At 59.6% G+C, this 18394-nt stretch carries 16 protein-coding genes; 12 read left to right on the forward strand and 4 right to left on the reverse strand.

What is annotated here, in order from left to right:
* Nucleotides 1-539: 539 nt before the first annotated feature.
* From C4N24_RS05390 to metA, 5 genes are all read left to right on the forward strand, one after another.
* Complete coding sequence (locus C4N24_RS05390) at nt 540-1454, forward strand: MetQ/NlpA family ABC transporter substrate-binding protein (protein ID WP_112090613.1); 915 nt, start codon at nt 540-542, stop codon at nt 1452-1454.
* A gap of 18 nt (nt 1455-1472) precedes the next feature.
* Entirely contained in the window at nt 1473-2486 is a 1014-nt protein-coding gene (locus C4N24_RS05395; RefSeq protein WP_112090614.1) for a methionine ABC transporter ATP-binding protein, read from the forward strand.
* Nucleotides 2483-3139: a methionine ABC transporter permease gene (locus C4N24_RS05400; RefSeq protein WP_112090615.1), complete on the forward strand. Its 657-nt coding sequence runs from the start codon at nt 2483-2485 to the stop codon at nt 3137-3139. The genes C4N24_RS05395 and C4N24_RS05400 overlap by 4 nt, the downstream gene beginning before the upstream one ends.
* Nucleotides 3140-3231: 92 nt before the next feature.
* Nucleotides 3232-4506 (forward strand): O-acetylhomoserine aminocarboxypropyltransferase/cysteine synthase family protein, encoded by a 1275-nt coding sequence (locus C4N24_RS05405; protein WP_112090616.1) that lies wholly within the window; start codon nt 3232-3234, stop codon nt 4504-4506.
* 136 nt (nt 4507-4642) lie between these two features.
* Nucleotides 4643-5578 carry a homoserine O-acetyltransferase MetA gene (gene metA, locus C4N24_RS05410; RefSeq protein ID WP_097782494.1) on the forward strand — a complete coding sequence of 312 codons (936 nt, stop codon included), beginning with the start codon at nt 4643-4645 and terminating at the stop codon, nt 5576-5578.
* A 38-nt stretch (nt 5579-5616) separates the two neighbouring features.
* Here the strand turns inward: metA and C4N24_RS05415 are convergent, their stop codons facing one another.
* The 3 genes from C4N24_RS05415 to C4N24_RS05425 are packed head-to-tail and all read right to left on the reverse strand — an operon-like array spanning nt 5617 to nt 7899.
* Nucleotides 5617-6201, reverse strand: coding sequence for a flavin reductase family protein (locus C4N24_RS05415; RefSeq protein ID WP_112090617.1), 585 nt, complete (start codon nt 6199-6201; stop codon nt 5617-5619).
* Entirely contained in the window at nt 6198-7178 is a 981-nt protein-coding gene (locus tag C4N24_RS05420) for a glycosyltransferase family 2 protein (RefSeq protein ID WP_055186158.1), read from the reverse strand. The genes C4N24_RS05415 and C4N24_RS05420 overlap by 4 nt, the downstream gene beginning before the upstream one ends.
* Before the next feature lie 40 nt (nt 7179-7218).
* Complete coding sequence (locus C4N24_RS05425; protein ID WP_112090618.1) at nt 7219-7899, reverse strand: Crp/Fnr family transcriptional regulator; 681 nt, start codon at nt 7897-7899, stop codon at nt 7219-7221.
* A gap of 186 nt (nt 7900-8085) precedes the next feature.
* On the opposite strand from C4N24_RS05425, the gene C4N24_RS05430 reads away from it, so the two are divergent.
* From C4N24_RS05430 to C4N24_RS05455, 6 genes are all read left to right on the forward strand, one after another.
* Nucleotides 8086-9138, forward strand: coding sequence for an ABC transporter substrate-binding protein (locus tag C4N24_RS05430; RefSeq protein WP_112090619.1), 1053 nt, complete (start codon nt 8086-8088; stop codon nt 9136-9138).
* 302 nt (nt 9139-9440) lie between these two features.
* On the forward strand, nt 9441-10925 hold the full coding sequence (locus tag C4N24_RS05435) for a C69 family dipeptidase (protein ID WP_112090620.1): 1485 nt from the start codon (nt 9441-9443) through the stop codon (nt 10923-10925).
* 283 nt (nt 10926-11208) lie between these two features.
* Nucleotides 11209-11964: a DeoR/GlpR family DNA-binding transcription regulator gene (locus C4N24_RS05440; protein ID WP_112090621.1), complete on the forward strand. Its 756-nt coding sequence runs from the start codon at nt 11209-11211 to the stop codon at nt 11962-11964.
* Complete coding sequence (gene pfkB, locus C4N24_RS05445; protein WP_112090622.1) at nt 11961-12866, forward strand: 1-phosphofructokinase; 906 nt, start codon at nt 11961-11963, stop codon at nt 12864-12866. The genes C4N24_RS05440 and pfkB overlap by 4 nt, the downstream gene beginning before the upstream one ends.
* Nucleotides 12867-12896: 30 nt before the next feature.
* Complete coding sequence (locus C4N24_RS05450; protein ID WP_112090623.1) at nt 12897-14825, forward strand: PTS fructose transporter subunit IIABC; 1929 nt, start codon at nt 12897-12899, stop codon at nt 14823-14825.
* Between the two features lie 261 nt (nt 14826-15086).
* The gene (locus tag C4N24_RS05455; protein ID WP_112090624.1) at nt 15087-16580 is read left to right on the forward strand and encodes a DUF1846 domain-containing protein; all 1494 of its coding nucleotides are present in this window, start codon (nt 15087-15089) and stop codon (nt 16578-16580) included.
* Nucleotides 16581-16597: 17 nt separating this feature from the next.
* On the opposite strand, the gene C4N24_RS15140 is transcribed toward C4N24_RS05455, so the two are convergent.
* Nucleotides 16598-16852 carry a hypothetical protein gene (locus C4N24_RS15140; protein WP_146746790.1) on the reverse strand — a complete coding sequence of 85 codons (255 nt, stop codon included), beginning with the start codon at nt 16850-16852 and terminating at the stop codon, nt 16598-16600.
* Between the two features lie 126 nt (nt 16853-16978).
* Here C4N24_RS15140 and C4N24_RS05460 point away from each other — a divergent pair, with 126 nt between their 5' ends.
* Nucleotides 16979-18349, forward strand: coding sequence for a sodium-dependent transporter (locus tag C4N24_RS05460; RefSeq protein ID WP_112090625.1), 1371 nt, complete (start codon nt 16979-16981; stop codon nt 18347-18349).
* The last annotated feature ends 45 nt before the right edge of the window (nt 18350-18394 follow it).

Genomic DNA, 18394 nt, shown 5'->3' on the forward strand with positions numbered 1-18394 from the left:
GATGATACCCTATTTTATCATGTGCACCAGCCGCATACAAGGGTGTATCAAAAAAACGGGCGCGGCAAAAGGCCGGAAGCAATATTCCTACCAAAAAACTTCGTTAGGGGTGTTGACAAATGCCGCCGATGGGGTTATTATAGTGTCAATATCACAAAAATGGCTGTGAAGAGAAGAGTAGGCCTTCGCATTGATCCTTACCAGAGAGCCCGGGCGGTGAAAAAGGGCAGGAAACAGGAAGCTGAAAATGGTCTCGGAGCCGTGCGGACGAGGCGCAGGAGTGCTAAGCCCGCAACGGGATGCGCCCGTTACAGCGTCCGGCTGTAAGCAGTACACGCTGCCGCAGCATCGAGGCTGCACCCGTAAGGATGCAGTGAACCAAGGTGGTACCACGGAAGTATGTTCATGCCTCCGTCCTTGCAGAGCCTAAGGCTTGTAAGGACGGGGGCATTTTTCATGCATCCGTTCAAGGCCGCGCGCGGAAAGGTGCCGTGCGGGCCGCAGTACATAATAGAGAACAATAGAGAGGGAACAAAACTATGATTACTCGTCGCGATTTTCTGAAAGTTACCGGTGTGGCAGCCGCAGCCGCTGCCCTGACTGCCTGCGGTGGTTCTTCTTCCACTGCTTCTTCCGCCGCTGCATCCGGCAGCGTGGCATCCTCTGCCGCAGCTAAGCTGGATAAGATCAAGGTGGCTGTGCCCAACGATACCACCAACGAGGCTCGTGCCCTGACCCTGCTGGAGAAGAACGGCTTCTTCAAGCTGAAGGCAGACGCAGGCCTGACCGCTACCAAGAACGACATCGAGGAGAACCCCCTGAACGTCACCGTGGACGAGGTGGAGGCCGCTCAGGTGCCCAACGTCCTGCAGGACGAGGACTACGCCGTCATCAACTCCAACTACGCCATCTCTGCCGGTCTGAACCCCATGACCGATGCACTGGCCATGGAGGACGGCTCTTCTGCTTACGTCAACATTCTGGTGTGCAAGGACGGCAATCAGGAGGAGCCCAAGATCAAGGCTCTGGCTGCTGCCCTGCAGAGCCAGAAGGTGAAGGACTTCATGGACGAGACCTACAAGGGCTCCGTGGTGTCCGTTGTGGAGAACCCCACCGACGGCTACGATTCCACTGTGGATTATGACGCTCTGAACGGCCAGACCGTCAGCTGTGCCGCTACTCCCGCTCCCCACTGCGAGGTGCTGGAGATCTGCAAGGAGATCCTTGCCGCCAAGGGCATCACGCTGGACATCCAGGAGTACGACGACTATGTGATCCCCAACCAGATCGTCGAGGACGGTCAGGTAGACACCAACTACTTCCAGCATCAGCCGTATCTGGACAACTTCAACGCCGAAAAGGGTACCCATCTGGTAACTGTTGCCGGCATTCACGTGGAGCCCATGGGCATCTACGGCGGCAAGCAGGACAGTCTGGCACCCATCGAGGGATAATCTAAAGGAGCAATTTCTGTGATCGAACTCAAGTACCTTTCCAAGACCTTCCAGATGAAGGATGGCGCGGTGAAAGCGCTGCAAAACATCAACCTCACCATTCCCGATGGTGCAATCTACGGCATCATCGGTATGTCCGGTGCGGGCAAATCCACGCTGGTGCGCTGCATCAACCTGCTGGAGCGCCCCACCGGCGGCAGCGTGGTGATCGACGGCGTGGCAATGGAGACTTTGTCTCCCGTCTCGCTGCGCAAACGCCGCCGGGAGATCACCATGATCTTCCAGCAGTTCAACCTGCTCATGCAGCGCACCTGCCTGAAGAATGTCTGCTTCCCCATGGAGCTGGCAGGCGTAAAAAAGGCCGAGGCGGAAAAGCGCGCCATGGAGCTGCTGGAGATGGTGGGGCTGCCGGATAAGGCCAACGCCTACCCGGCACAGCTGTCCGGCGGTCAGAAGCAGCGCATCGCCATTGCCCGCGCACTGGCTACCAACCCCAAGGTGTTGCTGTGCGACGAGGCCACCAGTGCGCTGGACCCCAACACCACCCACTCCATCCTGACCCTGATCAAGGATATCAACCGCAAACTGGGCATCACCGTGGTGGTTATTACCCACCAGATGAGCGTGGTGGAGGAGATCTGCGACAGCGTGGCTATTCTGGACGGCGGTGTGGTCGTGGAACAGGGCTCGGTACAGGAAATTTTTGCAAACCCCAAAACGGCAGCCGCCAAGCGTCTGGTAGCCCCCAACGGCGGCAGCGCAGCGCGGGATCTTTCCTGCTTTGCGCCGGATGACCATGTGGTGCGCGTTACCTTTAACGGTTCCTCCACTGCAAAGCCGCTGGTGGCAAGCCTTGCCGCCGAAAAGGGCATTCTAGTGTCGGTGCTCAGCGCCGATACCCGTGATCTGAGCGGCCAGTGCTACGGCTCTATGCTGCTCAAGCTGCCCGCAGAGCTTGCTGTCGCACAGCAGGCTATGGAATATATGCGCAGCCAGTCCGGCGTAACGGTAGAGGAGGTGACCGGTATATGAATATCGCAGATTACGGTTTTGCCATCTGGGAGACCTTTTATGTAACGGTGCTCTCCACCGCCTTTGCGCTGGTGCTGGGTCTGCCGCTGGGCGTGCTGCTGGTAGCCGGTGACAAGGACGGCATTCTGCCCCTGCCCAGCTGGCTGATGCATCTGATCAATATCGTCATCAACATCCTGCGCAGCGTGCCCTTCCTGATTTTGATGATCTGCGTGTTCCCGCTTACCCGCGCCATCGTGGGCACTACGGTGGGCACCAAGGCCACCGTAGTGCCGCTGGTGGTCGCCGCCTTCCCCTTTGTGGCACGTCTGGTGGAGACCAGCCTGCGGGAGCTGGATGAAGGCGTAGTGGAAGCTGCCCAGAGCATGGGCGCTACTCCGTTCCAGATCATCACCAAGGTCATGATCCCGGAGTGCCTGCCCGGCCTGATCTCCAGCATGACCACCGCGCTGACCACCATTCTGGGCTATTCCGCCATGTCCGGCGTCATCGGCGGCGGCGGTCTGGGTAAGATCGCCTTGTCCTACGGCTACTACCGCTACCAGACCAACATCATGATCGTCTGTGTGGTGCTGCTGGTGCTGATGGTGCAGGCGTTCCAGTCTGTGGGTACTTTGTGGGCCACCAAGAGCGATAAGCGCCTGCGGAAATAAAAAAACTTTGAATTTTCGATTCCCCGCCGGAGACAGCTCTCCTGCGGGGAATCGTCCTTCCCGACCAAAAAACCAGCAAAGGAGTATGTTGTATGAACCGTGATACCATCTGTGTGCAGGGCGGCTACACCCCCGGCAATGGCGAGCCCCGTCAGATCCCCATCATCCAGTCCACCACCTTCAAGTACGCCACCAGCGAGGACATGGGCAAGCTGTTCGATTTGGAAGCAGACGGCTATTTCTATTCCCGTCTGCAGAACCCCACCTGCGACATGGTAGCCAAAAAGATCTGCGAGTTGGAGGGCGGCACCGCCGCCATGCTAACCTCCAGCGGACAGGCCGCAAACTTCTTTGCGCTGTTCAATCTCTGTGAGGCGGGGGACCACATCGTGGCTTCCAGCACCATCTACGGCGGCACCTTCAACCTCATCTCAGTCACCATGGCAAAGATGGGCATCACTGCCACCTTTGTAGACCCCCTGTGCACCGAGGAGGAGCTGAACGCTGCCTTCCAGCCCAACACCAAGGTGGTGTTCGGTGAGACCATCGCAAACCCCGCCCTGACCGTGCTGGACATTGAAAAGTTTGCCAAGGCCGCCCACGCCCACGGCGTGCCGCTGATGGTGGACAACACCTTCCCCACGCCGGTCAACTGCCGCCCCTTTGAGTGGGGCGCGGACATCGTGACCCACTCCACCACCAAGTACATGGACGGTCACGGCGCAGTGCTGGGCGGTGCCATCGTGGACGGCGGCAAGTTCGACTGGATGGCGCACGCCGAGAAGTTCCCGGGCCTGTGCACCCCGGACGATAGCTACCACGGCATCACCTACGCCGAGCGCTTCGGTAAGGAGGGTGCTTTCATCACCAAGGCCACCGCGCAGCTCATGCGGGATTTCGGCTCCATGCAGTCCCCCATGAACGCCTATATGCTGAACCTTGGTCTGGAAAGCCTGCACGTTCGGATGCAGCGTCACTGCGCCAACGGTATGGCGGTGGCACAGTTTTTGGAGAACCACCCCAAGGTGGCCTATGTGAACTACTGCGGGCTGGAAAGCAGCCCCTACCACGCACTGGCGCAAAAGTATCTGCCTAACGGTAGCTGCGGCGTCGTGAGCTTTGGTCTGGCTGGCGGACGTCAGGCTGCCAGCACCTTTATGAAGGAGCTGAAGCTTGCCGCCATCGAGACCCATGTGGCAGATGCCCGCACCTGCTGCCTGAACCCTGCCTCCAGCACCCACCGCCAGATGAACGACGAGCAGCTGGCTGCCGCCGGTGTGCCCGCCGAGCTGGTGCGCATGAGCTGCGGTCTGGAATCTGCCGAGGATCTCATCGCCGATATCGCGCAGGCGCTGGATAAGGTATGATTCCCTCCCGTGAAAATACATTTGTCGCGGCCAACAGGCAGCGACAAATGTGAAATCAAAAATCATGATTCCTCTGAAGATGGCAAAGCGAACGCGGAGCCATTTTTGGATCATCTAGCAAAGGAGCAACCATCCTATGCCGCTGATCATCCCCAAGACCTTACCCGCCTTTGATGCCCTGTATGAGGAAAACGTTTTTGTCATGCACCGGGAGCGGGCGCTGGCGCAGCATATCCGCCCGCTGGAAATTCTGATCCTGAACCTGATGCCCACCAAGATCGCCACCGAGACCCAGATCGCCCGGCTGCTGGCAAACACTCCGCTGCAGGTGCACATGACCCTGCTGCAGACCGCCAGCCACTCTGCCACCCATGTGTCGGCTGCTCACCTTGAGGCTTTTTACAAGACCTTTGACGAGGTGAAGAACAACCGCTACGACGGCATGATCATCACCGGTGCGCCGGTGGAGACCATGGATTTTGAACAGGTGGACTACTGGAACGAGCTGTGCGAGATCATGGACTTCAGCGAAACGAACGTCTACTCCACCCTTCATGTCTGCTGGGGCGCACAGGCCGGGCTGTACTACCACTACGGCGTGCGCAAGCAGCTGCTGCCGGAAAAGATGTTCGGCGTGTTCGAGCACCGGGTCACCCGCCCGGCAAACCCGCTGGTGCGCGGCTTTGATGAGGTGTTCTACGCCCCCCACAGCCGCCATACCGGCATCTGCCGGGAGGATGTGGACAACTGCGCCGCCCTGCGCATTCTGGCCGAGAGCGACGCCGCCGGGCCCTTCCTGATGAGCACCGAGAACGGACGGCAGATCTTCGTCACAGGTCACCCGGAGTACGATAAGTACACGCTGGATGCCGAGTATAAGCGGGACGTAGCCAAGGGCTTGCCCATCCATGTGCCCGTCAACTACTACCCGGACGACGACCCCGCAAAGCCGCCGCTGTTCCGCTGGCGCGCCCACGCCCACCTGCTGTACGAAAACTGGCTCAACTACTACGTTTACCAGAACACCCCCTACGATCTGGGGGATATCCAGCGGGTCAAGCACGAGAAGTAAATAACAAAAAGGCGATGCCGCACGGCATCGCCTTTTTGTTATTTCTTACGTTTTACGGGCTTTTTCTTCCGCACACTGTAGCCGAAGGTGCCCAGCTTTCTGCCAAGGGCCAGATACTCGCCGTGGCTGTACACGATGAGGTTTGCCTTGTCCAGACACAGCTTGCCTTTTTCGTCCAGCAGGCTCTCGTCCACATCGCAGGCCACCACCTCGGCTAAAAACAGGTCGTGGCTGCCCAGCGGGATGCGCTGGGTGATGCGGCATTCCAGATTGACCGGGCTTTCCTCCAGCACCGGGCAGTCGGTCAGCACGCTGCCCGGGGCGGCGTGCAGGCCGCAGGCGGCAAATTTGTCTACATCGCGGCCGCTCTTCACACCGCACCAGTCAATGGCGCGCACCAGCTTTTCGGTGGGCAGGTTGATGGCGAACTGCCCGTGTTCGCACAGCAGCTGATGGCTGTACCGCTCCGGGCGCACGCTGATGGATACCATGCTGGGCTGGGTGCAGATGGTGCCTGTCCAGCCGATGGTGATAAGGTTGGGCTTATCCAGCCCGCCGCAGGATACCAGTACCGGCGGCTCCGGGTTCAGAAGGGTGCTGCCCTTCCAGCTTTGCTTGCTCATCCGTGATATTTCCTTTCGTAGGGAGCCCATGTGCGCTCCGAGATGATATAGCGCGGGCGGGCTTTGGTTTCCATATAGATCTTGCCGATATACTCGCCGATCACGCCCAGACACACCAGCTGTACACCGCCCATAAAGCAGACGATGCACACGGTGGACGCCCAGCCTGCCACGCTGCTGCCCATGGCGGCGCACACGATGGCCCAGATGACCCCGATAAAGCTGACAAGGCTCACCACGATGCCCGCCCCGGTGATGATGCGGATGGGTTTGTTGGAAAGGCTGGTAATGCCGTCAAAGGCCAGCGCCAGCATCTTGCTCAGGGGGTAGTGGCTCTCGCCTGCCAGGCGCTCGTGGCGCTCGTAGGTGACCACATCGTGGGCAAAGCCCACCAGCGGCACCATGCCCCGCAAAAAGATGTTGACCTCCTTGTAATCCGCAAAGCTTTCCAGCACGCGGGTGCTGATCAGGCGGTAGTCTGCGTGGTTGAACACGATATCCGCGCCCAGAGCGTTCATCACATGATAAAAGCCCTCGGCGGTGAACCGCTTGAAGAAGGTATCGGTGTCCCGGCGGCTGCGCACGCCGTACACCACCTCGGCACCGTCCAGATACTTTTTCACCATCTCGTCCATGGCGTTGATGTCGTCCTGACCGTCGCAGTCGATGGAGATGGTAATATCGCAGCTGTCGCTGTGCAGTGCCTCCATCAGCCCCGCCAGCACGGCGTTCTGGTGACCGCGGTTGCGGCTTTGGGAGATGCCGATATAGTGCTCGTCCTGTGCGGCAAAGCCTTGGATCAGCTCCCACGTTTTGTCGCGGGAGCCATCGTTGACAAAGAGCACCCGGCTTTTATCGCTGACCAGCCCCTGTGCGGTCAGACTGTGGATCTTTTCCAGAAACATGGGTGCTGTAATGGGCAGCACCTGCTCCTCATTGTAGCAGGGGATCACGATCCAGAGAACAGGTTTGGACATTGCTTGATTGCTCCTTAAATATAAGATAGTTGGCAAAAGGCTACTGCACCATCTGCTGCAAAGCATTCGGCTCCAGCAGCTTGAAGCTGCTGCGGTAGGTATCGATGAGCCCTTCCCTCTGCATGGTGCTCAGCTCCCGGGAAAGGGCGCTGCGGTCGCAGTTGAGGTAATCTGCCAGCTGGATGCGGGAGAAGGGGATGCTGAAGGTCAGGCTGTGGGCGCGGGCGGCTTCGCTGAGCAGATAAGCCGCCACCTTGGCGCGCAGGCTCTTCATCACCAGCAGGTCGATGCGGCGGGAGAGGGAAAAATATTTATCGCTGATGGTGCGCACAAGGTTCTGCACCACCCGCTGGTGGGCGGGGCTGCCGTCCGAGAGCAGCAGCCGCTCGTAGGGCAGCAGCAGCACCTCACAGGGGGCAGCAGCCAGCACGGTGACCGGGCTGGACAGGCTGGAACCGCCCAGAACGTCCCCGAATACCCCGCCCGGCTCTACCCGGGCAATGGGGATGCGTGCCCCGCCCGGTGCCGGGCGGTAGGCTTCCAGCTCGCCGGACAGCACGATGCCTACCCGGCGGCTGGGCTCCCCCGCCAGCACAAGGGCTTCGCCCTTGCCGTAACTGCGCACGCTTGCCCCCAGCCGGGACAGCAGCGTGCTGAGCTCCGCAGCGGAAAGCCCTGCGAACAGCGTGGTGGTTTGTAACAGCGGCAGATAATTATTCATCGCAACTCCGCAGAGAAAACAACGTTCTCTGCAGCCTCCTGCAATTGCGTTGCACACGCAACGGTATTTTTACCCCTATTATAGTAAACTGGAACGCGCAAAGCAAATGATTTTGCAAAATTTTTCAAAAAAGACCGGTTTCCGCTTCCCGTACCGGGGTGTGCCGGGTGTGAAAAGGAGTATATCATGAAAAAGATCCTGTCCTTACTGCTGGCGTTCAGCCTTGCACTGAGCCTTGCAGCCTGCGGCGGCAGCGCAAGCTCTGCCGTTTCCAGCACGGGGGTGTCCGAAGCTGCTTCCTCTGCGGCTGCTTCTGAGGAAGAAACTGCTGCGCCGCTGTCTGCTACAGAGCCGCTGCGCATCGCCGGGCTGAAGGGCCCCACCACCATGGGTCTTGTCAACCTGCTCTCAATGGAGCAGGCCGGCACTGCCGCCATGGACTACGATTTGCAGCTTTACGGCGCTGCGGATGAGATCGTGCCGCTGCTCATCAAGGGCGAGCTGGACATGGCCGCTATCCCGGCCAATCTGGCAGCGACCCTGTACCAGAAAACCAACGGCGGCATTCAGGCCGTGGCAGTGAACACCTTGGGCGTTCTGTATGTGGTGGAGCAGGGCGACACCGTCCACAGCATGGCAGACCTCAAGGGCCGCACCATCCTGTCCACCGGCAAGGGCACTACCCCGGAGTATGTGCTGCGCTATCTGCTTACCTCCAACGGCCTTGACCCGGACAAGGATGTGGACATCCAGTATTACAGCGAAGCCACCGAGGTGACCGCCCAGATGGCCAGCACGCAGGACGCCATTGCCGTGCTGCCCCAGCCCTATGTGACCGCCGCCGGGCTGAAGGACGACACCCTGCGGATAGCCCTTGACCTGACCGCCGAGTGGGACAAGGTGGCAGACACCCAGCTGATCACCGGTGTGACCGTGGTGCGCAAGGCCTACGCAGAGGAGCACCCGGATGTGGTAGCCGCCTTTCTGGCAGACTATGCCCAAAGCGTGAACGCCGCCAACACCGATCTGGACGGCACCGCCGCTCTGTGCGAGGAGCAGGGCGTGGTGGCAAAAGCCGCCATCGCCAAAAAGGCACTGCCCAACTGCAACATCGTCTGCCTGACCGGCGAGGAACTGAAGGCGGACGTCTCCGGTTACCTGCAGGTGCTCTACGATGCCGACCCCGCCGCCGTGGGCGGTACGCTGCCCGGCGAGGACTTCTACTGGACAGCCCAGTAACAGCCTGAAAAAAGCATTCCATCTCCCGCCGCTCTGCCGTGGTACGCAGCGCGGCGGTTTTTTGTTTTGGAACGATGTACCCCTTCCGTCTTGCCGCTTCGCGTCAAGCCACCTTCCCCAAGGGGACGGCTTTTGGCGGTAGCGGGAAAGTTTCCGGCATAGCGCAAAGGCGTCCCCTTGGGGGAGCTGGCGAACGTAGTGAGCCTGAGGGGGTACAATAAGGATTTCAGCTCGTCCCGGTTGCAATTCCGCTGCAAAAGTTCTACAATAGAAGCACATTATAGAATATGGAGGGAAAACCTATGGCTTGCACTACCATTCTGGTCGGCAAGGCAGCATCGTACGATGGCTCTACCATGATCGCCCGCAACGATGACTCCGGCTCCGGCCATTTCACCGCTAAAAAATTCACCGTGATCCACCCGGAGGAGCTTCCCAAGACCTACCGCAGCGTCCTCTCCCATGTGGAGATCCCCCTGCCGGAGGGCGCACTGCGGTTTACCGCCATGCCCAATGCCGTGGAGGGCAAGGGCATCTGGGCAGCTTCCGGCGTCAATGCCGCTAACGTGGGCATGACCGCCACCGAGACCATCACCTCCAACCCCCGCGTGCTGGGCGCAGACCCGCTGGTGGAGTATCAGCCCGCCAAGGGCGAAAAGCCTGAGGTGCCCGGCGGCATCGGCGAGGAAGATATCGTCTATCTGGTGCTGCCCTACATCCGCTCTGCCCGCGAGGGCGTGCTGCGTCTGGGCAGTCTGCTGGAGCAGTACGGTACTTACGAGATGAACGGCATCGCTTTTCAGGATGTAAACGAGATCTGGTGGCTGGAGACCATCGGCGGTCACCACTGGATCGCCCGCCGCGTGCCGGACGATGTGTATGTGGTCATGCCCAACCAACTGGGCATCGACACCTTTGATTTGGAAGATGCCTTTGGCGCACAGGAAAACTACCTCTGCTCCGCCGACCTGCGGGAGTTTATTGCCAAGAACCACCTTGACCTCTCTTTGGACGGCGCACTGAACCCCCGGGACGCCTTTGGCAGCCACGATGATGCCGACCACGTTTACAACACCCCCCGCGCATGGTATATGCTGCGCTACCTCAACCCCCGCACATGGGTGTGGGAGGGTGCCGATGCCGACTACACCCCCATGTCCGATGACCTGCCGTGGTGCATGGTGCCGGAGCGCAAGGTGACCCCGGAGGACATCAAGTATATGCTGTCCAGCCACTATCAGGGCACCCCCTACGACCCCTACCTGAGCTACGGCGACAAGTCCGCAAAGGGCGCGTACCGTTCTATCGGCATCAACCGCAACGACTTTATGGCGCTGCTGCAGATGCGTCCCGACCAGCCGGAGGAATCCCGCGCAGTGGAGTGGGTGGCCTATGCTTCCAACGCCTTCAACACCATGGTGCCCTTCTACGCCAACGTGGAGCGCACCCCGGAGTATCTGGCCAACACCACCGGCACCGTGTCCACCGATAACTTCTACTGGACCAGCCGCCTGATTGCCGCCATGGCAGACGCTTCCTATAACAAGTCCCTGTTCCACCTCGAGCGCTACGAGGAAGCCGTGCTCTCTGCCGGCCGCGCACTGGTGAACCAGTACGATGCAAAGCTTGCCGCCGAGCCGGACGCTGCCCGCCGCGCCGCCCTGCGGGAGGAAGCCAACACCGCCATCGCCGCCATGCTGCAGGAGAAGGCCGCCGACACGCTGGACAAGGTCCTGTTTGAGCTGAGCAGCCAGATGAAGAACGCCTACTCCCGCTCGGACGCCTGATTGAAACCAGCCTGAGCACTAAAACCGGTCACGACCGGTCACATAAACGCAAAAAAGACCACCGCATACACAAGTGCGGTGGTCTTTTTTGGCGTAAAGACACTCTTGTATCCTAGATGTTAGCAACCGTGCACAAAAATCGAGGATATTTTTGTGCGCGAAAATGACTGAAACTGATTGATTCTGACGATATTTTTGCTATAATAAAGATGCAGACAACCAAAACACGCCAAGACCGTGCAGAAACAGTCAGGCGTGGGAAGGAAAGAAGGGGAAAGACACCATGCTGGCAGAGGAACGTTTTGCACTGATCTTAGAACAGCTGAACGAGAAACGCACCGTGACGGTGCAGCAGCTGTGCGAAGCGCTGCACACCAGCGAATCCACCATCCGGCGCGATTTGACCGAGCTGGATCGGCAGGGCAGGCTGACCAAGGTGCACGGAGGGGCTACCCTGCCGGACAGCCGTTTTCTGGCAGACGAGCCCACCATGGAAGCCAAGGAGACGCTGGCAGTGGCAGAAAAGCGCAGCATTGCCGCAGCCGCCGCAGCGCTCATCACCGCCGAAGATTTTGTGTTCATCGATGCAGGCACCACCACGCTGGAGCTGGTGCGGGCGCTGACGGGTGCGGCGCTCAAGGCCACTTATGTGACCAACGGCGTGGCGCACGCCCGGCTGCTGGCACAAAAGGGCTGCCGGGTGTATCTGCCCGGCGGGCTGCTGCGTCCCCAGACCGAGGCCATCGTGGGGGCCCCGGCAGTCAGCAGCATCCAGCAATATAACTTTACCAAAGCATTTATGGGTGCCAACGGCGTAGCGCTGGAAGCGGGCTTTACCACCCCGGACCCCGAGGAAGCAGCCGTAAAGGCCGCAGCCGTCCGCCGCGCAAGGGAAAGCTGGTTCCTTGTGGACGACGCCAAGTTTGCCAAAATTTATCCGGCGGTCATCACGGATCTGCACAGCGGTGCTATCCTGACCAACCGCTGCCCGAACCCCAAGTATAAGCAGCAAACATTTGTAAAGGAGGCAGAAGTATGATCTACACCGTTACTTTTAACCCGGCCATCGACTATGTTGTGCGTCTGGACGCACCGCTGGAGGTGGGCGAAGTGAACCGCGCCAAAGGCGAGGACTGTGTGCTGGGCGGCAAGGGCATCAACGTGTCCGGCGTGCTGGCGCAGCTGGGCTGCGAGAGCGTGGCACTGGGCTTTGTGGCCGGCGAGACCGGCGCATGGCTGGAGCGCGGTCTGGCGGCGCAGGGACTGAAAACCGATTTTGTGCATCTGGAAAACGGCATGACCCGCATCAACGTCAAGATCAAGGCCGGGCAGGAGACCGAGCTGAACGGCGCAGGCCCTGCCATCCCGGAAAGTGCGTTGCAGCAGCTGGAAGCCCAGCTGGACAAGCTGGCCGAGGGGGATATCCTCATTCTGGCAGGCAGCATCCCGGCAAGCTTGCCGCAAAGCGTCTACGAGCGGCTGCTGGCGCGGCTGCAGGGCAGGGGCGTGCGCGCAGTGGTGGATGCCACCCGCGACCTGCTGGTGAACGTGCTGCCCTACCACCCCTTCCTCATCAAGCCCAACAACCATGAGCTGGGCGAGATCGTGGGCAAGGTGCTGACCAGTGACGCAGAGATCGTGGCAGCTGCCCGCACTCTGCAGGAAAAGGGCGCCCGCAACGTGCTGGTGAGCATGGCAGGGGACGGTGCGCTGCTGCTGGACGAGCAGGGACAGGTGCACCGCATCGGCTGCCCCAAGGGCAAGGTGGTCAACAGCGTGGGCGCGGGCGACAGCATGGTGGCCGGTTTTGTGGCCGGATATCTGCAAAGCCGCAGCTACGCGCAGGCGCTGCGGCTGGGCACCGCCTGCGGCAGCGCAACGGCTTTCAGCCTTGGGCTTGCCACAAAGGAAAAGATCGACGAGCTGCTGGCGCAGCTTTGATAGGATAAAAGGAACAAAGGAGGAACGTTTATGCGCATTACCGAGTTATTTACCGCACAGTCCATTGCGCTGGACGAAGCGCTGCAGACGCAGGAGCAGATCCTGAGCCGTCTGGTGGAACTGCAGGCTACCCACGGCAACATCACCGATAAGGATGCCTACAAAAAGGCGCTCTATGCCCGCGAGGCCGAGGGCTCTACCTATGTGGACAACGGTATCACCGTGCCCCACGCCAAGACCAATGTGGTCACCCGTCCCAGTCTGGCTGCCCTGCGGCTGACAACCCCGGTGCAGTATAACGCCGAGGATGACGGCACCACCGACCTGCTGTTTGCCATTGCCGCCCCGGAAAACGGCAGCTTGCACGTGGATATGCTGGCACGCATGATGCAGATGCTGATGAACGAGGACTTTGTGGAAAAGCTTAAAGCTGCAAAGAGCCCCAAGGAGTTCTTGGAGTGCATCGACGCGCAGGAGGAAGCGCAGTTCGGCACAGAAAGCTTTACCCAGCAGGCCATCCCGCAGGACGGCTACCGCATTCTGGCCGTAACCGCCTGCGTCAACGGCATTGCCCATACCTACATGGCGGCAGAAGCACTGACCAAGGCCGGAGACAAGCTGGGCCTGCCCACCAAGGTGGAGACCAATGGTTCGGACGGCGCAAAGAATATCCTGACCCGCGCCGAGATCGCCGCCTGTGACGGTATTATCGTAGCAGCGGAGAAAAAGGTGGATACTGCCCGCTTCGACGGCAAGCCGGTGCTGTTCACCCGCGTGGATGACGGCATCCACAAGCCGGAGGAACTCATTAAGAAAATCGCCCACGGCGAGGTGCCCGTGTTCCACGCCGAGGGCGGCGCAGCAGCCGAGGATGACGCTTCCGGCAAGGACAGCTTCGGCCGCAGCCTGTACAAGAACCTGATGAACGGCGTTTCCCATATGCTGCCCTTCGTGGTGGGCGGCGGCATCATGATCGCGCTGGCCTTCCTGCTGGATGATTACAGCATCAACCCCGCAAACTTCGGCATGAACACCCCTGTTGCCGCTTTCTTCAAGACGGTGGGCGGCGCAGCCTTCGGCTATATGCTGCCCATTCTGGCAGGTTTCATCGCCATGTCCATCGCCGACCGTCCGGGTCTTGCCGTAGGTTTTGCCGGCGGCGTGCTGGCTATGAACGGCACCAACTTCACCGACCTTGCCGCAGGCAGCACCACCGGCATCTCCGGCGGCTTCCTTGCAGCGCTGCTGGCCGGTTTTGCAGCGGGCTACATCGTGCAGTTCCTCAAAAAGGTCACCGAAAAGCTGCCCGCCAGCCTGAACGGTATCCGCCCGATGCTCATCTACCCGCTGGGCGGCATTCTTATCGTAGGTGCGATGATGTGCGCCGTGAACCCGGTGATGGGTATGATCAACACCGCCATGACTGACTGGCTGAACGCACTGGGCGGCAGCTCCAAGGTGCTGCTGGGCGCTATCGTGGCCGGTATGATGAGCGTGGATATGGGCGGCCCGGTCAACAAGGCAGCCTATGTCTTTGGCACCGCAGCCCTTGCCTCCGGCAACTACGAGGTGATGGCCGCCGTCATGGTGGGCGGCATGGTTCCTCCCATCGCCATCGCCCTGTCCACTACCTTCTGCCCCCGCAAGTGGACGCCGGAAGAGCGCCGCAACGGCATCGTGAACTACGTCATGGGTCTGTGCTTCGTGTCTGAGGGTGCCATCCCCTATGCGGCAGCCGACCCGCTGCGCGTTCTGCCCAGCTGCGTTGTCGGCTCTGCGGTCGCCGGTGCGCTCTCTATGACCTTCGGCTGCGCACTGCGCGCACCCCACGGCGGCATCTTCGTATTCCCGGTGGTGGATCACGCTGCGCTGTACTGCGTGGCGCTGGCTGTGGGCAGTGTGCTGGGTGCAGTGATCCTGAGCCTTGTCAAAAAGACCCAGCCTGCTGAGGCAAAGTAACAAGCCATTTTCTTTCTCCATACGGATAGTTCTTCATAAGAGCAAAGGGGACTGCCGCACACCGCGGCGGCCCCTTTTGCGTTTGCACAAGCGCCATTTTCACAAAAAACAGGACAATATACCGCCCAAAACGGCCTATCCTGCCGGAATTGCATTCTGCGCGTTGTTTTGCATTGCACCCTATCCCGGGCTGTGGTATACTTATGCTTGTGATTTAACGCCCGGGTATGGTGTGCCGGGCCACCAGAGAGGAAACGAACGATGAAAATAGGATTTGACAACGACAAATATCTTTCCATGCAGTCTGAGCATATCCGCGAGCGCATCAAGAAGTTTGACAATAAACTGTATCTGGAATTCGGCGGCAAGCTGTTCGATGATTACCACGCCTCCCGCGTGCTGCCCGGCTTTCAGCCGGACTCCAAGCTGCAGATGCTGCTGCAGCTCAAGGAGCAGGCCGAGATCGTCATCGTCATCAGCGCCGAGGACATCATCAGCAGCAAGGTGCGCGGCGACTACGGCATCACCTACGATCTGGACGTGCTGCGCCTGATCGACGCTTTTCAGGAGGTGGGGCTGTATGTGGGCAGCGTGTGCGTGACCAAGTACACCGCCGCCGCCGAGGTGGAGGCCTTTGAAAAGCGGCTGAACAGTCTGGGCATCCGCACCTTCCGCCACTACAAGATCCCCGGCTACCCCAACGATGTGGCACGCATCGTCAGCGACGAGGGCTACGGCCGCAACGAGTACATTGAGACCGAGCGCCCGCTGGTGGTCATCACCGCGCCCGGCCCCGGCAGCGGAAAAATGGCGGTCTGCCTGTCCCAGCTGTACCATGAATATAAGCGCGGCGTCAAGGCCGGTTACGCCAAGTTCGAGACCTTCCCCATCTGGAACATTCCCCTGAAGCACCCGGTCAATCTGGCTTACGAGGCCGCCACCGCCGACCTGAACGATGTGAACATGATCGACCCCTTCCATCTGGAAGCCTACGGCGTGACCACCGTGAACTACAACCGCGACATTGAGATCTTCCCGGTGGTGAACGCCATGTTCGAACTGATCGCAGGCCAGAGCCCCTACAAGTCCCCCACGGATATGGGCGTGAACATGGCCGGCAACTGCATCGTGGACGATGCAGTCTGCTGCGAAGCCTCCCGCAAGGAGATCGTGCGCCGGTACTACAAGTGCCTGTGCCAGCAGAAGATCACCGGCACCGCCAAGGAGAGCGAGCGCTATAAGCTGGAGCTGCTGATGAATCAGGCCGGGCTGACCATGGGTGCACGAGAGGTGGAAAAGCAGGCCCACGCCCGCAGCGAAGCCACCGGCGGCGCACCGGCTGCTGCCATTGAGCTGAGCGACGGCACCGTGATCACCGGCAAGACCGGCCCGCTGCTGGGTGCTACCGCAAGCGCCCTGATCAATGCGCTCAAGTATCTGGCGGGCATCCCGCAGGAGACGGATTTGGTCAGCGCAACTGCCATTGAGCCCATCCAGACCCTCAAGACCAACTATCTGGGCGGCAAGAACCCCCGCCTGCACACCGACGAGATCCTGATCGCCCTGTCCAGCTCTGCTGCTTCCAGCGAGCTTGCCGCAGCAGCCATGCACCAGCTGCCCAACCTCAAGGGCTGTGATGTACACTCCACCGTGCTGCTTTCCAGCGTGGACAGCAGCACCCTGAACCGTCTGGGGATGTACCTGACCTGCGACCCCGTCTACGAGGAAGAGGACCGCAAGTACCATAAGCTGTAAGGATACAGCCGGACGATTTAGAATGGCCGCCGCGTGCGCTTTGGCCATTGTTTAAGGAAATAAGCTTTGTTTGATTTGTGGCTCAGAAACGCCTGCGGGCGTTTCTGAGCCACTTTTTCACAGCTGGGGGTCGTGATTGGAAACTGCATTTTGCCTTTATAACCTTTTTTTGTGAAAATGCGTTTGGAGCGCTCCGCAGAGCGCGACAAACGCGAAATAAAAATAATCATTCCGCTGAAAATATCCAGAGCGTAAGCGGAGGATATTTCCAATCGTCCTACGTTCCCAAAGGCCGCTGTGCAAGCGGCATTTCGTACTGTTGCTTGCTACTTGTCCGCAGATGTGGTACACTTGTTTTGCTTAATTTTTATAGCAGATAGGAAAAGAGGATTTAAAACATGGAACAACAACACAAGCGCAGCGCGTTCTCCGGTAAGATCGGGTTCGTGCTGTCGGCCGCAGGCGCTTCGGTGGGTCTGGGCAACATCTGGCGCTTCCCGTATCTGGCAGCCAAATACGGCGGCGGCATTTTCCTGCTGGTATACATTCTGCTGGCAGTTACCTTTGGTTATACCATGATCGTGGCCGAGACTGCACTGGGACGCATGACCCACAAAAGCCCGGTCAGCGCCTACGCCCACTTCGGCAAGGGCAGGGGCATCCGGTTCGGCGGCTGGATCAACGCCATTATCCCCATTTTGATCGTGCCGTATTATTCGGTCATCGGCGGCTGGGTCATCCACTATCTGGCCGAGTACCTGTGCGGACGCGGCGGCAATCTGGCAGCGGACGGCTACTTCTCTGCCTTTATCACCAACGGCTTGCAGGCCGAGCTGGCGTTTTTGCTGTTCAGTCTGTTCACGCTGGGCATTATCTTTGCCGGTGTGCGCAACGGCGTGGAGCGGGTCTCCAAGGTGATGATGCCGGTGCTGGTGGTGCTGTCGCTGATCATTGCGGGCTACTCGGTCACCCGTCCCGGCGCACTGGCGGGTGTGAAGTACTTTCTGGTGCCCAACCCCAAAAACTTTTCGTGGATGACTGTAGTCACCGCCATGGGACAGATGTTCTATTCTTTGTCCATCGCCATGGGCATTCTGGTCACCTTTGGTTCTTATATGAAGAAGGACGTTTCCATTGAGGAGTCCACCGAGAACGTGGAGGTGTTCGATACCGCCATTGCTATCATGGCAGGTCTGATGATCATCCCGGCGGTGTTTGCCTTCTCCGGCGGCGACCCGGACACCCTGCAGGCCGGCCCTGCGCTGATGTTCATCACCATCCCCAAGGTGTTTGCCAGCATGGGTCTGGGCACTGTGGTGGGTGTGCTGTTCTTTGTGCTGGTGCTGTTTGCAGCCATTACCAGCTCCATCGCCCTGACCGAGAGCGCCGTCTCCACCTTTGAGGACGAGCTGGGCTGGGATCGCACCCGCTCCACCGTGCTCATCGGCGCCATCATGGTGGCGCTGGGCAGCCTGTCGGCACTGGGCTACGGCCCGCTGGCCGGGGTGACCGTGTTCGGGATGCAGTTTTTGGACTTCTTCGACTTTTTGACCAACTCGGTCATGATGCCCATTGCAGCCATTGCCACCTGCCTGCTGGTGTCCCGCGTCATCGGCGTGGAACAGATCGCGCAGGAGGTGGAGCAGGACGGTCAGCGGTTCCGCCGCAAGCCGGTGTTCAATTTTATGATCCGCTGGCTGTGCCCCATTTTTGCAGCTATCATTCTGGCAAGCTCGGTGGCAAACGCCTTGGGCTGGATCGCCATGTAAACGGTACGATTTCGTGGATGCAGCTCACGACAATCCACTTTTGCA

The organism is Faecalibacterium prausnitzii (genome assembly GCF_003287405.1).
GTDB classification, from domain to species: Bacteria; Bacillota; Clostridia; order Oscillospirales; family Ruminococcaceae; genus Faecalibacterium; species Faecalibacterium intestinale.

Coding starts and splice junctions, on each gene's coding strand:
- C4N24_RS05400 (WP_112090615.1), top strand. CDS start 2,483: ATGAATATCGCAGATTACGGTTTTGCCATCTGGGAGACCTTTTATGTA.
- metA (WP_097782494.1), top strand. CDS start 4,643: ATGCCGCTGATCATCCCCAAGACCTTACCCGCCTTTGATGCCCTGTAT.
- pfkB (WP_112090622.1), top strand. CDS start 11,961: ATGATCTACACCGTTACTTTTAACCCGGCCATCGACTATGTTGTGCGT.
- C4N24_RS05455 (WP_112090624.1), top strand. CDS start 15,087: ATGAAAATAGGATTTGACAACGACAAATATCTTTCCATGCAGTCTGAG.
- C4N24_RS05405 (WP_112090616.1), top strand. CDS start 3,232: ATGAACCGTGATACCATCTGTGTGCAGGGCGGCTACACCCCCGGCAAT.
- C4N24_RS05425 (WP_112090618.1), bottom strand. CDS start 7,899: ATGAATAATTATCTGCCGCTGTTACAAACCACCACGCTGTTCGCAGGG.
- C4N24_RS05415 (WP_112090617.1), bottom strand. CDS start 6,201: ATGAGCAAGCAAAGCTGGAAGGGCAGCACCCTTCTGAACCCGGAGCCG.
- C4N24_RS05460 (WP_112090625.1), top strand. CDS start 16,979: ATGGAACAACAACACAAGCGCAGCGCGTTCTCCGGTAAGATCGGGTTC.
- C4N24_RS05420 (WP_055186158.1), bottom strand. CDS start 7,178: ATGTCCAAACCTGTTCTCTGGATCGTGATCCCCTGCTACAATGAGGAG.
- C4N24_RS05430 (WP_112090619.1), top strand. CDS start 8,086: ATGAAAAAGATCCTGTCCTTACTGCTGGCGTTCAGCCTTGCACTGAGC.
- C4N24_RS05440 (WP_112090621.1), top strand. CDS start 11,209: ATGCTGGCAGAGGAACGTTTTGCACTGATCTTAGAACAGCTGAACGAG.
- C4N24_RS05450 (WP_112090623.1), top strand. CDS start 12,897: ATGCGCATTACCGAGTTATTTACCGCACAGTCCATTGCGCTGGACGAA.
- C4N24_RS05390 (WP_112090613.1), top strand. CDS start 540: ATGATTACTCGTCGCGATTTTCTGAAAGTTACCGGTGTGGCAGCCGCA.
- C4N24_RS05435 (WP_112090620.1), top strand. CDS start 9,441: ATGGCTTGCACTACCATTCTGGTCGGCAAGGCAGCATCGTACGATGGC.